14 protein-coding genes and 1 tRNA gene are annotated in these 14,731 nt (G+C 66.8%); 11 read left to right on the plus strand and 4 right to left on the minus strand.

Features of this window, described 5'->3' with window-relative positions:
• The first annotated feature begins 272 nt into the window (after window positions 1–272).
• From CJZ82_RS11190 to CJZ82_RS11205, 4 genes are all read left to right on the plus strand, one after another.
• Window positions 273–536: a hypothetical protein gene (locus tag CJZ82_RS11190; RefSeq protein ID WP_094555862.1), complete on the plus strand. Its 264-nt coding sequence runs from the start codon at window positions 273–275 to the stop codon at window positions 534–536.
• Window positions 536–1,270, plus strand: a complete 735-nt coding sequence (locus CJZ82_RS11195) for an ABC transporter ATP-binding protein (RefSeq protein ID WP_198949744.1) — start codon at window positions 536–538, stop codon at window positions 1,268–1,270. Before CJZ82_RS11190 ends, CJZ82_RS11195 begins: the two co-directional genes overlap by 1 nt.
• Window positions 1,271–1,286: 16 nt before the next feature.
• Window positions 1,287–1,358: transfer RNA gene (locus CJZ82_RS11200), tRNA-Asn, on the plus strand.
• A gap of 351 nt (window positions 1,359–1,709) precedes the next feature.
• Complete coding sequence (locus CJZ82_RS11205) at window positions 1,710–2,501, plus strand: response regulator transcription factor (protein WP_094555863.1); 792 nt, start codon at window positions 1,710–1,712, stop codon at window positions 2,499–2,501.
• Between the two features lie 38 nt (window positions 2,502–2,539).
• Here CJZ82_RS11205 and CJZ82_RS11210 read toward each other — a convergent pair whose 3' ends face one another.
• The 3 genes from CJZ82_RS11210 to CJZ82_RS11220 are packed head-to-tail and all read right to left on the minus strand — an operon-like array spanning window position 2,540 to window position 6,579.
• Window positions 2,540–3,532, minus strand: coding sequence for a DNA polymerase III subunit delta' (locus CJZ82_RS11210; RefSeq protein ID WP_094555864.1), 993 nt, complete (start codon window positions 3,530–3,532; stop codon window positions 2,540–2,542).
• A complete protein-coding gene (gene tmk / locus CJZ82_RS11215) occupies window positions 3,525–4,205 on the minus strand; it encodes a dTMP kinase (protein ID WP_094555865.1) in 681 nt (226 codons plus the stop codon). Before tmk ends, CJZ82_RS11210 begins: the two co-directional genes overlap by 8 nt.
• Complete coding sequence (locus tag CJZ82_RS11220) at window positions 4,192–6,579, minus strand: cation-translocating P-type ATPase (protein WP_255380899.1); 2,388 nt, start codon at window positions 6,577–6,579, stop codon at window positions 4,192–4,194. The genes tmk and CJZ82_RS11220 overlap by 14 nt, the downstream gene beginning before the upstream one ends.
• 99 nt (window positions 6,580–6,678) lie before the next feature.
• On the opposite strand from CJZ82_RS11220, the gene CJZ82_RS11225 reads away from it, so the two are divergent.
• From CJZ82_RS11225 to CJZ82_RS11235, 3 genes are read left to right on the plus strand one after another with little or no spacing between them, the layout of a single operon-like run.
• Window positions 6,679–7,200: a photosystem I assembly protein Ycf3 gene (locus CJZ82_RS11225; RefSeq protein WP_094555923.1), complete on the plus strand. Its 522-nt coding sequence runs from the start codon at window positions 6,679–6,681 to the stop codon at window positions 7,198–7,200.
• 24 nt (window positions 7,201–7,224) lie between these two features.
• Window positions 7,225–8,100, plus strand: a complete 876-nt coding sequence (locus tag CJZ82_RS11230) for a zeta toxin family protein (protein WP_094555866.1) — start codon at window positions 7,225–7,227, stop codon at window positions 8,098–8,100.
• 17 nt (window positions 8,101–8,117) lie between these two features.
• Complete coding sequence (locus tag CJZ82_RS11235) at window positions 8,118–9,071, plus strand: EamA family transporter (protein ID WP_094555867.1); 954 nt, start codon at window positions 8,118–8,120, stop codon at window positions 9,069–9,071.
• Window positions 9,072–9,103: 32 nt separating this feature from the next.
• On the opposite strand, the gene radA is transcribed toward CJZ82_RS11235, so the two are convergent.
• Entirely contained in the window at window positions 9,104–10,540 is a 1,437-nt protein-coding gene (gene radA, locus CJZ82_RS11240; protein WP_094555868.1) for a DNA repair protein RadA, read from the minus strand.
• A gap of 92 nt (window positions 10,541–10,632) precedes the next feature.
• Between radA and rpaB the strand changes: the two genes are divergently transcribed.
• Genes rpaB through fabD form a run of 4 tightly spaced genes read left to right on the plus strand, consistent with a single transcriptional unit; the run spans window position 10,633 to window position 14,730 of the window.
• Window positions 10,633–11,379 carry a response regulator transcription factor RpaB gene (gene rpaB / locus CJZ82_RS11245; RefSeq protein WP_094555869.1) on the plus strand — a complete coding sequence of 249 codons (747 nt, stop codon included), beginning with the start codon at window positions 10,633–10,635 and terminating at the stop codon, window positions 11,377–11,379.
• Window positions 11,360–12,718, plus strand: coding sequence for a phosphate acyltransferase PlsX (gene plsX / locus CJZ82_RS11250; protein WP_094555870.1), 1,359 nt, complete (start codon window positions 11,360–11,362; stop codon window positions 12,716–12,718). Before rpaB ends, plsX begins: the two co-directional genes overlap by 20 nt.
• A 52-nt stretch (window positions 12,719–12,770) precedes the next feature.
• Window positions 12,771–13,787, plus strand: a complete 1,017-nt coding sequence (locus CJZ82_RS11255) for a beta-ketoacyl-ACP synthase III (protein WP_094555924.1) — start codon at window positions 12,771–12,773, stop codon at window positions 13,785–13,787.
• A 43-nt stretch (window positions 13,788–13,830) separates the two neighbouring features.
• Window positions 13,831–14,730, plus strand: coding sequence for an ACP S-malonyltransferase (gene fabD / locus CJZ82_RS11260; protein WP_094555871.1), 900 nt, complete (start codon window positions 13,831–13,833; stop codon window positions 14,728–14,730).
• Window position 14,731 lies beyond the last annotated feature (1 nt).

The following is a 14,731-nucleotide window of genomic DNA, read 5'->3' on the forward strand; positions in this document are numbered from 1 at the left end:
CCACCCCACGAAAACGAAGCGGTCACGCTTGAGCCAGTCATCGAGGACGTCGAACCATCCCCGTGCGGCGGGTGCGCGCCCTAGAGCGATCGTCATGCGGGTACTTCATGAAGCTTTACAGAGTCAGCTTACGGATAACCGGTGCACGCTGGGACCCTGCCGGGTTGAGCGCGCCAGCAAATGAGTAAATACACTCAGCAGACCCTGGCCAAGGCCGGCGGCGGCGCGGCAGGCCATTCGCCAGAGTGGCCTTTGGTTTTCAAACACAGAACGTGTACGTCGTCGAGCTCGCTCTCAAGCTCAGCCCCATGCCCATCTCGGTGCAGCGCAAGGAATTGAGCGACGCCCAGGCGCTCCACAGCGAGATCCGGGCGGCTATGGAAAGCGGCCAACCCCGCGTGCTCGAGCTCCACTGCGAGAAATCAGAGGAGAAACGCGTCAGCCTGCTCAGTGGCGAACTGCTGGCCGTTCAGCTGTACGAGAAGTCGGCGGTCGGCGGCGGCAGCAAGCGGCCGGGCTTCAGTGTCGACGGTTGATGGCCTGGGGCAGCCCCTCCAGCGAAGCCGCATCGCCTCGATCTCCCGCCCTGCAGGTGGGGGGCCTTTGTTTTGGCTGGTCCAACGGCAATGCCGCCCTTGATCACTGCGACCTGCGCCTGCCCGGACCCGGCCTCTGGATGCTGGTGGGCGGCAACGGCAGCGGAAAAAGCACCCTGTTGCGCCTGATTGCCGGCCTGCTTGAGCCCAGTGGCGGCCAGATCGCGCTGACGATCAAACCCGCCCTGGTGTTCCAGAACCCAGATCATCAGCTGCTGCTCCCCAGTTGCGGCACCGATCTGCAGCTCGGCCTTGAGCAGGGACTGCCAGCCGCGGTGCGGCAGGCACGAGTGGCCGCGGCCCTCGCCCAGGTGGGTCTGGGGGGGTTCGAAGGGCGGCCGATCCACACCCTCAGCGGCGGCCAGAAACAGCGGCTGGCGATCGCCGGCGCCCTGGCGGGAGACGCGGGCCTGCTGCTGCTGGATGAGCCCACCGCCCTGCTCGACCCCGAAAGCCAGCGAGAGGTCTTGCAACTGATCGAGCGGCTCTGCCACCGGCAGGAGCGGCCGCTCACGGCGCTGTGGATCACCCATCGGCTGGAAGAGCTCGACCACTGCGACGCTGCTGCCGAGATGGAGCAGGGCCGGATCGGGCCCTGGCAGAAGGGCCCAGCCCTGCGACGGCACATCGAGAGCCGACTTCCCCCCTTGCCGGGCGGTAGGGCCGACGGGTAGGTTCACCACAGTCCGTTCCTCGGTAGCTCAGTGGTAGAGCGATCGGCTGTTAACCGATTGGTCGCAGGTTCGAATCCTGCCCGGGGAGTTTCAACCCACAGATGCAGCCTGAATTGGTGGTTGCTGCTGGCGAGTCAATCTCCAAACTGAACGGTCCGAGCACAACGCCCGATCCCGACCTGCTCGCCGTCGCCTGACATGGATCACAGCCAGTACCCGCTGGCAACAGGTTGACTGGAAGAAAATCTGTAGATTCAATTCAAGTTGTTCTGGGCCTGTCCCAGTCAGAAACCTTGTCAGAGCAGGTTTGCAGCCCCGGAATCAGCCGCTGGAGCGGTCCGGCAGTACTCGGGGAAGCCTTGGATCAGGAGAAAATGGCTTGCGCTTCGTTGGTGCCGGCCGTCTTCGTCCTGCCGACTCGTGTCCCTCAGCACTTGCCATGAAACCCCGCATCTTGCTGATTGAGGACGATGACGACATGCGCGAGCTGGTGGCAGGCCATCTTGAGCATGGCGGCTTCGTGGTGGAGACCGCCGACGATGGGATCAAGGGTCAGGCCCTGGCGTTGCAGGCCAATCCTGATCTGATCCTGCTTGATCTGATGCTGCCGAAGGTCGACGGTCTCACCCTCTGCCAACGGCTACGCCGGGATGAGCGCACTGCCGCCATCCCGATCCTGATGATCACAGCCCTGGGCGGCACCAAGGACAAGGTGAGCGGGTTCAACTCCGGTGCCGACGACTACCTCACCAAACCCTTCGATCTCGAAGAGCTGATGGTGCGCGTCAAAGCCCTGCTGCGCCGCAGCGAACGAGCTCCGCTCTCCACCAAGCACAGCGAAATCCTCAGCTACGGCCCCCTCACCCTGGTTCCGGAGCGGTTTGAGGCGATCTGGTTCGACGACCCCGTGCGCCTGACCCACCTGGAATTCGAGTTGCTCCACTGCCTGCTACAGCGTCATGGCCAGACCGTGGCTCCGTCGCTGATCCTCAAGGAAGTCTGGGGTTACGAACCTGACGACGACATCGAAACCATCCGGGTCCATGTACGCCACCTGCGTACCAAGCTCGAGCCCGATCCACGCAAACCGCGTTTCATCAAGACGGTCTATGGAGCCGGCTACTGCCTGGAACTGCCGACCGGAACCAAACTCGCCCAGCAGGAGGCCCTGATCCGCAGCCAACGGGAAGAGCAACTGGCCGCGGCCTCCCACGCTCTCGAGAGCGCCTGAGCCCTGCTGGGCTGGAAAGGAAGTGAGGACGTGGTGGTTCAGACGATCACGCCACTCAGCTCAAGCAGAGCCACTTCCCAGGCCAGGCGAGGCTGCACGAAGCCTCGCAGTTGCCCCCGCAACCGCTCCAGCCTTTGCTGCTGGGGCAGCCGGGGTTCCCTGCGCCAGAGGAAGAGCTGCCACCAGTTGAGCAGCCACAACTGCTGATCCAGATCAAGCGCTTCACTCAGGTCACGCGCCAGCGCCATGGCCTCGAGTGGGTCGGCCGGCAAGGCTCCCAACCGTTCAGCCAGGCCGCTGGGCAACCCCCGCCACTGACGGCGATGCTCCAACAGGGCTCCCGGGGCTCCAGCGGCCAGTTCGATCAGCTCGGGAGGATCAGCGGCTTCTGGGGCGTCAGAAGCATCAGCATCTGTGGCGCCAGAAGCATCGGCGACATCGGCCTGCTGCGCCAGAACCTCCGCCATCGCAACGGGATCGAGAGGGCGGAAGGGAATCAGCTGGCAACGGGAGCGGATTGTGCTGAGCAGGCGTTCCGGTGCGGTGCTCAGCAGCAGCAGCAGTCCCGCCCCTGGCTCCTCCAGAGTCTTGAGCAGACCATTGGCCGCCCCCTCCGCCATCAGCTCCACGGCCTCAATCACCACCACCGGGCGTGGGCCAGCCACTGCCCGCCTCGCCAGGAACGGCCCGACGGAGCGGATCTGCTCCAGCCGGATCTGCGGCAGGCCCCGTTTGCTCACCCCCTCCGCCATCGCCTGGCTCACCGGCACGAGCCGACCCTGGTGGGAGTAGGTGGGCTCCAGCCAGAGCAGATCAGGATGGTTGCCCTGACTCAGGCGCCGGCGCACCGCAAGGTCGCTGGCGGGTCCGGCCAGCACGCCCTCCAGGAAGCGCAGCCCCCCCAGCCTGCGGCCCACCCCCTCGGGACCGCTGAGCAGGTAAGCGGCCGCCAGGCGCTGCTGCTCCAGGGAGGAGCGCATCAGCGCCACCGCCGTGGGCTGACCGATCAGATCAGCAAACAGATCAGCCATCGGCATCGGCCGGACTGGCCAGGACCGGGAGAAAATGCTCCAGCAGCACAGCACGAAGGGCCGACTCCACCTCCAGGGGCGAGCCGGAGGCATCCAGCCTCTGCCAGCCCCGCTCCGCGGCCAGCCTCGCAAACCCGGCCGACACCCGCTCCAGAAACGGCAGGCCAGCCGCTTCGATCCGATCAGCGCCGCGATGGCCCCGGCGCTGGGCAGACAGCGTCAAGGGCAGATCGAGCCAGAGGGTGAGATCTGGCACCAGGCCGGCGGTGGCGATGGACTCGAGCTGGTCGATCAGGTCCAGGGACAGGCCCCGGCCATGGCCTTGATAGGCGGCCGTGGAGCCGGCGAATCGATCGCTGAGCACCCAGTGACCGGCTGCCAAGGCCGGCTCGATCAGGCTCTGCACGTGCTGGGCGCGATCGGCGGCATAGAGGAGAAGCTCGGCGCTGGCCACTGGGGCCGTCTCCGCCGGGGGATGGAGCAGCAGCTGCCTCAGCCCCTGACCGAGCGGGGTGCCGCCTGGCTCCCGGGTGGTGACCAGGCTGGCGCCGACAGGCATGAGGCCGCTGACGGGAAGCCAGGTGGCCAGGCGCTCCAGCTGGCTCGATTTACCCGACCCATCGATGCCCTCCAGCACCAGAAAGCGGCCTCGCTGGACCTCAGGCAGGGCCATGGAGCAACAGCGCGTTGACGACCACTGTGATCGAGCTGACGGCCATCAGCAGGGCGGCCAGCGGAGGTGAGAGCAACAAGCCGAAGCCGGGCAGCAGGGCTCCCGCGGCAATCGGCAGGACGATCAGGTTGTAGCCGAAGGCCCAGAATAGGTTCTGCCTCACCTTGGCCAGGGTGCGGCGAGCCAGGTGCAGGGCCTCCACCAGCGACTCCAGCCGATCACCGAGGATCACCAGATCAGCGGTGTCCTGGGCGATCTGGGTGCCGGTGCCCACCGCGATGCCCAGGTCAGCGGCCGCCAGAGCCGGGGCGTCGTTGATGCCGTCTCCCACCATCGCCACAGTCCCCTGCTGGCGCCAATTGAGGATGTGCTCCAGCTTCTGCTGGGGATCGAGCTCCCAGGCCAGGCCTGCGCTGGGCAACCCAAGCCGTCCACCCAGCTGCAACACCGGCTCGCGACGATCGCCACTGAGCACCCCAAGCCGCAGGCCCATGTCGCCAAGCTCAGCCAGGGCCTTGGCCGCATCGCTACGGGGCTGGTCCTGCACTGCCACCAGGCCAAGCACGGCCTCGGGAGAGGCCACCGCCAGCACCGTGGCCCCCTCCGACTCCAGCTGGGCCAGCTGCAGCTCCAGCCCAGCTGGAATGGTCAGACCATGGGCACTCAGCCAGCCCGGACGACCGACCCGGGCCAGACCGTCACCCCCCCCAAGCCGGCCTTCCACACCGGATCCCGCCTCTGTGCGGCTGTCGCTCACGTCCGCCAGGCGCAGCCCGCGGCACTGGGCCTCCTGCAGCAGGGCATGGGCCAGGGGGTGGCGGGTGTGTTGCTCAAGGCTGGCGGCGAGCTGGATCAGGGCGTCCGCCGCCGCCCCGGCGGAATCGCCGCCGCTGGCCGGCAGGACAGCCACCACCAGGGGGCGGCCAAGGGTGAGGGTTCCGGTCTTGTCGAAGAGCACGCTCTCGAGGCGGGCCGCCATCTCGATCGCGTCGCCGCCGCGGAAGAGCAGGCCAGAGCGAGCCGCCTGGCCCGATCCCACCGTGATCGCCGTTGGGGTGGCCAGACCCAGGGCACAGGGGCAGGCCACCACCAGCACGGCAATCGCCAGCTGCAGAGCCAATGAGAATGGAGTGGTGGCCGCGGCCCCCAGCACTCCATGACCGCCGTGGGCCCCGTGGCCCGCCCCCATGAGCACCTGCGGCCAGAGCTTGGTGCCCCATTGCCACCAGAACACGAACGTGGCCATGGCCAGCAGCAGCACGGCCACGCTGAAGCGGCCGGCCACCCGGTCGGCAAGGCTCTGGATCGGCGCCTTGCGGGCCTGGGCCTGCTCCACCAGGGCAATGATCCGAGCCAGGGTCGACTCCGGGCCCGTGCGCCGCACCTCCAGCTCCAGAGGGGCCTGCAGGTTGAGCATGCCGGCCATCAGCTCGGTGCCAGGCCCTGCCTCCAGGGGCATGGGTTCGCCCGTGAGGCTGGAGACATCCACTGCGGAGCGCCCCTCCACCACCTCACCGTCGACAGGGACCCGATCTCCGGGCAGCAGTCGCACCCGGTCGCCAGGGCGAAGACCACCGACGCGCACCTCACGCGCCGGTCCATCGCCGAGGAGCAGCAGGGCAGTGTCGGGCTGAAGGCGCACCAGCTGCTCGAGGGCCTGGCCCGTGCGGTTGCGGGCGCGCTCCTCAAGGAAACGGCCCAGCAGCACGAAGCCCAGCAGCATCACGGGCTCATTGAAGAAGCAGGGCCAGCCGGACCCTGGTCGCAGGTAAGCCACCAGGCTGGCCAGGTAGGCACTACCCATGCCCAACCCCACCAGGGTGTCCATGCTCGGGCTCCCCTGCCAGGCGTTGCGCGCGCCCCGCACCAGGATTCCCCGCCCGGGTCCAAGCAGAGCCACGCTGGCCACAAGAGCGTGGAAGCCCAGATCACCCAGCCTGGGCACCCCGGGCAGGGACATCAGGGCCGGCGGCAGGTGGCCACCCTGGGCCAGATGACCGAGCACTGACACCAGCATCAAGCTGAGGGCCACGATCAGCTGACGCCACTCCTGACGCCAGCGGCGCTGCTGGTCGCGCTTGGCGCGACTGGAATCAGGGCCCATCTGATCGCGCCTTTGGGCCTCGAATCCCAGGGCCTGCAGGCTGGCGATCAAAGCCGTCGCCTGATCTTCCGTCGGGGTGCTCTGGAAAGGGTCGAGACCGATCCAGGCGGTGCGGGTCACCAGATTGACGCTGGCCTGGCTGACCCCAGGCTGCTCCAGCAGCCGCCGCTCGACCGCACGCACGCAGCCGCCGCACTTCATGCCGTCCACATCGAGGAGCAAGGGCTCGACGGGGGCGCTGGGCGCAGGGGGGTGGGAGGTCAGGGTCACAGGCTGAGGCTCAGGCCCCAAGGGTAGGGAGTGTGGCGGAGGCTCCCTGGCCTGGCAGGCACCCGTCAGGATGGGAGCACCGATCACGCCAGTCGACCCGTGCCCCGCAGCCAACGCAACGACAACTTCATCGACAAGAGTTTCACGGTGATGGCCGACCTGATCCTCAAGGTGTTGCCCACCAACCGCCGGGCCAAGGAGGCCTTCGCCTACTACCGCGACGGCATGAGCGCCCAGGGGGATGGGGAATATGCCGAGGCGCTTGAGAACTACGACGAGGCGTTGAAGCTCGAGGACGACCCCCTCGATCGCGCCTTCATCCTCTACAACATGGCGCTGGTGTACACCAGCAACGGCGACCACCAGCGGGCGATCGAGACCTACGAGCAGGTGCTGGAGCTCAACAGCAAGATGCCCCAGGCCCTCAACAACATGGCGGTGATCCACCACCACCTCGGTTCCCTCGCTGAGGAGCGTGGCGACACCGATGAGTCCGACCGTCGCTTCGCCCAGGCAGCCGAATACTGGACCAAGGCGATCCGGATGGCCCCCAACAACTACATCGAGGCCCAGAACTGGCTCAAGACCAGCGGGAGAGGCAGTGTTGATGTCTATTTCTAGGTACGGCGCCTAAGTCCCGCGCCCATGCCACTAGTAATCCGGCACAGGCGGCTTGGCGCTGCGCTTTCCGGGCTTGTCCTGGCGTGGTCGACGCTGGTTCAGGCGGGTCCGCATCTTCTTTCCGGTACGTCACCAGCCGCTGAGATCCGCTCGCCGAGCGCAGATTGCCCGGGCACTGAAACGACCGTCCCGTCCCTGGTCACGCCAGAGGCCCTGGCCGCCCTTGAGCGCTGCCTGGCCGCGCTGCCCCAGACCCGCGATCTCTACAGCAAGGGAGGCACCTACACACCGGAGCGAGATCTCCTCCATCGACGGATTCTCGCCGACGCCACGGCGGGTGATTCCTGCGTGAGTGGTCGTGCCCCGATCGCCCTGCTGACTGGAGGACCTCCTGGAGCGGGCAAGACCACCTGGCTGAGACGGCACGCGCCGATGTTGCTCCGTCCCACAACCCTGCGGGTCGATGCAGACGAGCTGCGGATGAAGTTGCCGGAATACAGAGGCTGGAACGCGGCGATCACCCAGGATGAAGTGGGCGATCTGGTGGACCGGCTGCTTGATGCCGTAGGCAAGCCTTGCCTGACAGATCTGATTTATGACGGGACCCTCTCCAGTGCTCGCCGGTACCAGCGCCTGATCCCCCGCTTAAAAAGCCTCGGCTACCGGGTGTTCCTTGTGAACGTGCTGGTCCCAGAATCCGTCAGCCGGGCGCAGGTGCTGCGGCGCTACCAGGCAAGCGGACGCTACGTACCTCAGTCTGCCATCAGCTCCTACTTCAGTAAGGGGCCGGCTGTATTCCGCCAGATTGCCCCTCAGGTGGATGGCTACCTTCAGGTGAACGGACTAGACGGATCCGTGCTTGATACCGGCGGGGCGCCCCTGCCATCGCTCGATCCCTAGAGCCTCCGCGAGCCACCATGCTGATCACTGCAGCCCGCCTCGTCCTCTTCGGCTACGTCATCGTCTCCGGGCTGCGCAACACTGCCCTGAAGGGGCTGCAACTCCAGGGCGCAAGCCATCCGATCGGGGGGGAGAATCCGATCAGCTTCTGCAATGTCTTCTTCATCAGCCAACTGATGGTGGGCATTGCCCTGATCAGCCTCGAGCCCAAACAGGTCCGGCGTCAAATCAGCCAGTTGCCATCCTCCGCTGCACCCCTGATCGCAGCGGATGCCTTCTTTGGCTGCTTTCTCGCCCCAATGGCCTTCTATCTCGCCCTCGAAGAGCTGAGTGTCATCACCCAGACCCTGCTCTTCTCACTGACGCTGCCGGCCTCAGCCCTGGTGGCCCAGTTTTGGCTCGGGGAACGTCTTCAACCCAGATTCGGCTACAGCCTTCTGCTGATTCTTTCTGGTTTGCTGGCGGGGAAGATTCTCGGAGTCATGCAGAGCGGCGGGTACCAATCGGTTATGCCGATGCTCGACGGCATCGGCGGCTACCTCTGGGCTCTGGTCTCGGTGGGCGCCACAGCGATGAGGAGTTGCATTCGAAAGCGTCTCGCCGGACTGGAACTCTGCCGAGGCTTGTCTTCGGGAATCCCCAATCTGGCCGGGGCCCTGGTATTTGCTGTCATCGCCCTGATCCGTTATGGCCCCGGGCACTTCTTTTACCTGAGCTGGTGGTGGGTGCTCGGCGTGATCGTGATCTACGGTCTAACGCTCTGTCTTGGCACCGAGGTGCTCCGCCAGGCCTGTCAGAGACACTTCAACGTGACCCAGATCGCCTTTGCGGGTTCGGGCAGCCTTGTGGTCACCGTTCTCAGTGCCACCTTGCTACTCGGCGAACCGTTGGCCTGGCCCACCGTGCTGAGTACAACGCTGATCCTGGGAGGCGTGCTGCTGCGCTTCCTCCCTCCGCTCCGGACCACCTGAGGGCGAGCGGAAACGTACCGACAACAACACGACTACAGATCGGAGGCGGGATCCACTCCCAAGGCCAATACCAGGGCCTCGGCCACTCCTCCCGCTTCGAGCAGCTCCAGCCCCAGCGCCGCCGCCACTGGAGCAAGACCGCTGCCACGGGGGACCACGGCCCTGGTGAACCCCAGGCGGGCCGCTTCCTGCAGACGTAACTCCAGCTGACCCACCGAGCGGATCTGTCCCCCCAGGCCAAGCTCTCCCACCAGCACCGTGCCGGCGGGCAAGGTGAGATCGCGGTAGCTGGCCACCACAGCGGCGGCCACCCCCAGGTCGGCGGCGGGCTCCTCCACATCGAGTCCCCCGGCCACGGCCAGATAGCAATCGAAGCGGGATAGGGGCAGGCCCAGGTGCTTCTCCAGCACCGCCAGGATCTGGTGCAGGCGGTTGATGCCGATCCCTGTGGCGGTACGCCGCGGGCTGGCGTAGCTGGTGGTGCTCACCAGGGCCTGGAGGTCCACCAGCAGCGGCCGGGTGCCTTCGCAGGCCACGATCGTGGCGGTGCCGGCGCAGGGGCCCTCTCCCCCCAGGAACAGCTCGCTGGGGTTGGTCACCTCGACCAGACCACGGTCGCGCATCTCGAACACCCCCAGCTCGTGGGTGGGCCCGAAGCGGTTCTTGACGGCCCGCAGCAGGCGGTGGCTCGCGAAGCGGTCGCCCTCGAAGGTGAGCACGGCATCCACCAAATGCTCAAGCACCTTTGGCCCTGCCAGCATTCCCTCCTTGGTGACATGGCCCACCAGAAGCAGGGCTGTGTCCTGGCGCTTGGCCAGCCGCTGCAGGGCCGCGGCGCAGTCTCTGACCTGAGAAACCGAGCCCGGGGCACTGCTCAGCTCGGCGTCATGGAGCGCCTGGATGCTGTCGATGATCGCCACCGCCGGGCGCAGCGCCTCCAGCTCCTGCAGCACCAGCTCCAGATCGGTTTCGGCCAGGAGCTGCAGTCCGGCCTGGTCGCTCACCCCCTCTCCCTCCGCTGCCTGCTCCGTGCCCAGGCGCCGCCAGCGCAGCTTCACTTGCTGGGCCGATTCCTCAGCACTCACGTAGAGCACCGAGCAGACATCCGCCAGGGCCCGCGCGCTCTGCAGCAGCAGCGTCGACTTGCCGATACCTGGATCCCCGCCCACCAGCACGAGCGACCCAGGCACCAGGCCACCCCCGAGGACCCGATCCAGTTCAGGGAAGCCTGTGGCGAGCCGCAGCAGCGGGCGTTCCCCCACGGTCTGGATGGGCTCAGAGCGCCGCGCCCGGGAAGCGGCGCCATCTGCAGTGGGAGATGGTGTTGTGCGCCGACGGCGGCCATCAGCAGCGGGGTTGCTCTGCTCCACGAGGCTGTTCCAGCTGCCGCAACCAGGGCAGCGGCCGAAGAACTGACGGGACTGAGCGCCGCAGCTCTGGCAGACGTAGAAAGGGGTGGAACGTCCCAAAGAGGTTTGTGAAGAATGGTGGCTTTGGGTGAACTGGCGGGTGCTCGCACCAGTTCAGTGGTCGGAGATTTTGTAACCGTGCCGGCGACGCGATGACGGTTTCCAGCTCAGCGAAGGAGACCATCCTGGTCGTCGACGACGAAGCCAGTATCCGCAGGATCCTGGACACACGCCTTTCGATGATCGGCTACCACGTGGTCACTGCCTCCGACGGTATCGAGGCACTTGAGGCCTTCCGTCAGTCGAGTCCGGATCTGGTCGTGCTCGACGTGATGATGCCCAGGCTCGACGGCTATGGGGTCTGCCAGGAGCTGCGCAAGGAATCGGATGTGCCGATCGTGATGCTCACCGCCCTGGGCGATGTGGCTGACCGCATCACCGGCCTGGAGCTGGGGGCCGATGACTACGTCGTCAAGCCCTTCAGCCCCAAGGAACTGGAGGCCCGCATCCGCTGCGTGCTGCGCCGGGTGGAGAAGGACCAGGTGGTGGGGATCCCCAATTCCGGAGTCATCCAGGTTGGGGAGCTGCGCATCGACACCAACAAGCGGCAGGTGTACCGGGGTGAGGAGCGCATCCGCCTCACGGGCATGGAATTCAGTTTGCTGGAGCTGCTGGTGAGCCGCTCTGGCGAACCCTTCAGCCGCGGCGAAATCCTCAAGGAAGTCTGGGGTTACACACCCGAGCGCCATGTGGACACCCGAGTGGTGGATGTCCACATCTCCCGGTTGCGCTCCAAGTTGGAGGATGATCCAGCCAATCCCGAGCTGATCCTCACGGCTCGTGGCACGGGATACCTGTTTCAGCGCATCGTGGAAGCCGTTGCCTCCGAAGGAATCTGATCTCGATCCGCGCTCCGGCAGGCGTGCCAAGCCCAGCCGGGCCATTCGTCGCCTGGTGATCTGGTACCGCCGCAATGCGGCGGTCACAACCATCGTGGGCACAGCCACCTCCTCCGCCAGCACGGCAGCGTCGGCCGCGGGTTCGGTGGCAGGCACGATGGCCTCCGCCGCAGGGTCAGTGGCCGGCAGCATGGCCTCGACGGCCGGCTCGGTCCTCAACCCCCTGGTGATCGATCCCCTGCGACGGCTCCAGCAGAGCGGTGGGGAAGAGCTGGCCGCCATCAGCCGTGGCGAACGCCTCTGGGTCGCCGTCGACGGCATGGGGGGCGACCATGCTCCTGGACCAATCCTGGAGGGTTGCCTCAGGGCGGTGCAGATCCTGCCCGTGCGCATCCGCTTCGTGGCCGAAGCAGCGGCGGTGGAGGCGGTGGTACCCAAGCTGGGCCTGGGTGAGCTGCTGCAGGAGTCCATCCAGCGGGGCCTGATCGAGCTGGTGCCCAGCGGCCCGTCCGTTGGCATGGACGACGAGGCCACCGTGGTTCGGCGCAAGCGCGACGCCAGCATCAACCTGGCCATGGACCTGGTGAAGCGGGGGGAAGCGACCGCAGTCTACTCGGCCGGCAACTCCGGCGCCGTGATGGCCTCGGCCATCTTCCGGCTGGGACGTCTCAAGGGCATCGACCGGCCGGCCATCGGCGCCCTCTTCCCCACCAAGGACCCGTCCCAGCAGGTGCTGGTGCTCGATGTGGGCGCAAACATGGACTGCAAACCGGGCTACCTGCACCAGTTCGCCCTGCTGGGGAGCATCTACAGCCGTGACGTGCTCGGGGTGCCCCGGCCAACCGTCGGTCTGCTCAACATCGGCGAAGAGGAGTGCAAGGGCAACGAACTCACGCTCAAGGCCTTCCCCCTGCTGGCCGCCGAACCCCGGATTTCCTTCAAGGGCAACTGTGAAGGCCGCGATGTGCTCTCAGGCGAATTCGATGTGGTTGTCTGCGATGGCTACACCGGCAACGTGCTGCTGAAGTTTCTCGAGTCAGTGGGCAGCGTGCTGCTCGACGTGCTGCGTGCGGAATTGCCCAGAGGTCGCCGCGGCAAGGTGGGCTCAGCCTTCCTGCGCAGCAATCTGATCCGGATCAAGAAACGCCTCGACCATGCCGAGCACGGGGGGGCCTTGCTGCTGGGCGTGAACGGTGTCTGCGTGATCGGCCATGGCAGCAGCAAGGCCCTCTCGGTGGTCAGTGCCCTGCGTCTCGCCCACCTGGCCGCCAGCCACGGGGTCATGGACGACCTGCACAGACTCAGCGCCCAGGAAGAAACCGTCACCGCCTGTGGTTGACTGAGCCCAACTGAGGACTGAGACGGTGTCGCTCGGCCGGATGGGCGCAGGGATGGCCCTGGTGGGTAGCGGCAGCGCCCTGCCGCTGGTCAGCATCAGCAATGAGCAGCTCAGCCGCCGGGTCGACACCAACGACGCCTGGATCCGCAGCCGCACCGGCATCTCCTCTCGCCGAGTCGCCGGTCCAGGTGAAACTCTCACCAGCCTGGCCACCGCCGCCGCCCAGGCTGCCCTGGAGCAGGCCGGCTGGGACGCCGAGGACCTGGACCTGATCCTGCTGGCCACCTCCAGTCCAGATGATCTGTTCGGAACCGCCCCACGGGTGCAGGGCGCCCTTGGGGCCCGTGGGGCCGCGGCCTTCGATCTCACCGCCGCCTGCAGCGGCTTTCTGTTTGCCCTGATCACCGCCGGCCAGTACATCCGGGGGGGAACGGTGGGGCGGGCCCTGGTGATCGGCGCCGATCAGCTCAGCCGCTGGATCGACTGGGACGATCGCAGCACCTGCGTGCTCTTCGGTGATGGTGCCGCCGCCGTGGCGGTGGAAGCCTGCGAGGAGTCGAGCAACGGCCTGCTGGGCTTCAAGATGCACTCCGACGGCCGCCGGGCCGACTGCCTCTCCTTGCGCCAGCAGGATGATCACGTTCCCCTGCTGGAAGGTCATTCGACCCAGAAAGGCGGCTTCGAGACCATCCACATGAATGGACAGGAGGTCTACAAGTTCGCGGTGCGGGAGGTGCCGGCGGTGCTGCAGGAACTGCTGAAGAGCACCGGCACGACAGCGGAGCAGCTCGACTGGCTGCTGCTCCACCAAGCCAACCAGCGCATCCTCGATGCGGTGGCCGACCGCTTTGCCATCCCCCATGAGCGGGTGCTCAGCAACCTGGCCCGCTACGGCAACACCTCCGCCGCCACCATCCCGCTGATGCTGGATGAGGCCGTCAGGGATGGCCGGGTTCGCCCGGGCAATCTGATCGCCAGCAGTGGCTTCGGGGCCGGACTCAGCTGGGGCGCGGCCCTGCTGCGCTGGGGTGGCGCCGACTTCGGCAAGACGTCCCCTGACCCCGGTTGAAAGGCACCGCCGTAATCTCCAGCCGGTTCGAGCGCGTGTCGCCATGGGGATTGCCTGGGTGTTTCCCGGTCAGGGCTCACAGAAAGCCGGCATGGCCAGCGGCGTGCTGGATCTCCCGGGCGCTCGCGAGCGCTTCACCGCCGCCTCCGATCTGCTGGGCCGCGACCTGCTGGCGATCTGCGCGGGCGAGGCGAGCGAAGGCCAGGGGGAGCCATCCGATCTGGGCGACACCAGAAACACCCAACCCGCCCTGTTCGTCGTTGAAAGCCTGCTGGTGGATGGCCTCAAGGCCCAGGGCCGCCAGGCCGATCTGGTGGCCGGCCACAGCCTGGGCGAACTGGTGGCCCTCTACGCCGCCGAGGTCTTCGACTTCGGCACCGGCTTGGAGCTGATGCGCCGCCGCAGCGAGCTGATGGCTGCGGCGGGCGGTGGGGCGATGACCGCAGTGATGGGCTTCGAGCGCAGCGCTCTGGAGGCCATCGTGGAAGCCAGCGAGGGCGTGGTGATCGCCAACGACAACAGTGCGGCCCAGGTGGTGATCTCCGGGCTGCCGGAGGCCGTGGCCGCCGTGGCCGCCCAGCTCTCCTGCAAGCGAGCCATTCCCCTGGCGGTCTCCGGGGCGTTCCACTCTCCGTTCATGGCCGATGCGGCTGCCGCCTTCGCCGCCCTGCTGGAGGAGGTGCCCTTCGCCGACGCCAGCATCCCGGTGCTGAGCAACACCGATCCAACCCCCTGCCGCGACGGGAACGAACTCAAGCAACGGCTGCGGCGGCAGATGGTGAGCGGTGTGCGTTGGCGCGAAACTATGGATCAGCTGGCGGCCCAGGGCATCGACACCGTTGTGGAGATCGGCCCTGGCAACGTGCTCAGCGGTCTGATCAAACGCAGCCTGACGGGGGTGACCACCGCCCAGCTCAGCAGCGCCGCCGACCTGGGACTGTGAC

It is taken from the genome of Synechococcus sp. 1G10 (genome assembly GCF_002252625.1).
Taxonomy (GTDB): domain Bacteria; phylum Cyanobacteriota; class Cyanobacteriia; order PCC-6307; family Cyanobiaceae; genus Regnicoccus_A.

Bases quoted from the DNA above. Each gene is read 5' to 3' on its own strand.
- CJZ82_RS11195 (WP_198949744.1), top strand. From the start codon at position 536: ATGGCCTGGGGCAGCCCCTCCAGCGAAGCCGCATCGCCTCGATCTCCC.
- CJZ82_RS11205 (WP_094555863.1), top strand. From the start codon at position 1,710: ATGAAACCCCGCATCTTGCTGATTGAGGACGATGACGACATGCGCGAG.
- CJZ82_RS11210 (WP_094555864.1), bottom strand. From the start codon at position 3,532: ATGGCTGATCTGTTTGCTGATCTGATCGGTCAGCCCACGGCGGTGGCG.
- tmk (WP_094555865.1), bottom strand. From the start codon at position 4,205: ATGGCCCTGCCTGAGGTCCAGCGAGGCCGCTTTCTGGTGCTGGAGGGC.
- CJZ82_RS11230 (WP_094555866.1), top strand. From the start codon at position 7,225: ATGCCACTAGTAATCCGGCACAGGCGGCTTGGCGCTGCGCTTTCCGGG.
- CJZ82_RS11235 (WP_094555867.1), top strand. From the start codon at position 8,118: ATGCTGATCACTGCAGCCCGCCTCGTCCTCTTCGGCTACGTCATCGTC.
- rpaB (WP_094555869.1), top strand. From the start codon at position 10,633: ATGACGGTTTCCAGCTCAGCGAAGGAGACCATCCTGGTCGTCGACGAC.
- CJZ82_RS11255 (WP_094555924.1), top strand. From the start codon at position 12,771: ATGGCCCTGGTGGGTAGCGGCAGCGCCCTGCCGCTGGTCAGCATCAGC.
- fabD (WP_094555871.1), top strand. From the start codon at position 13,831: ATGGGGATTGCCTGGGTGTTTCCCGGTCAGGGCTCACAGAAAGCCGGC.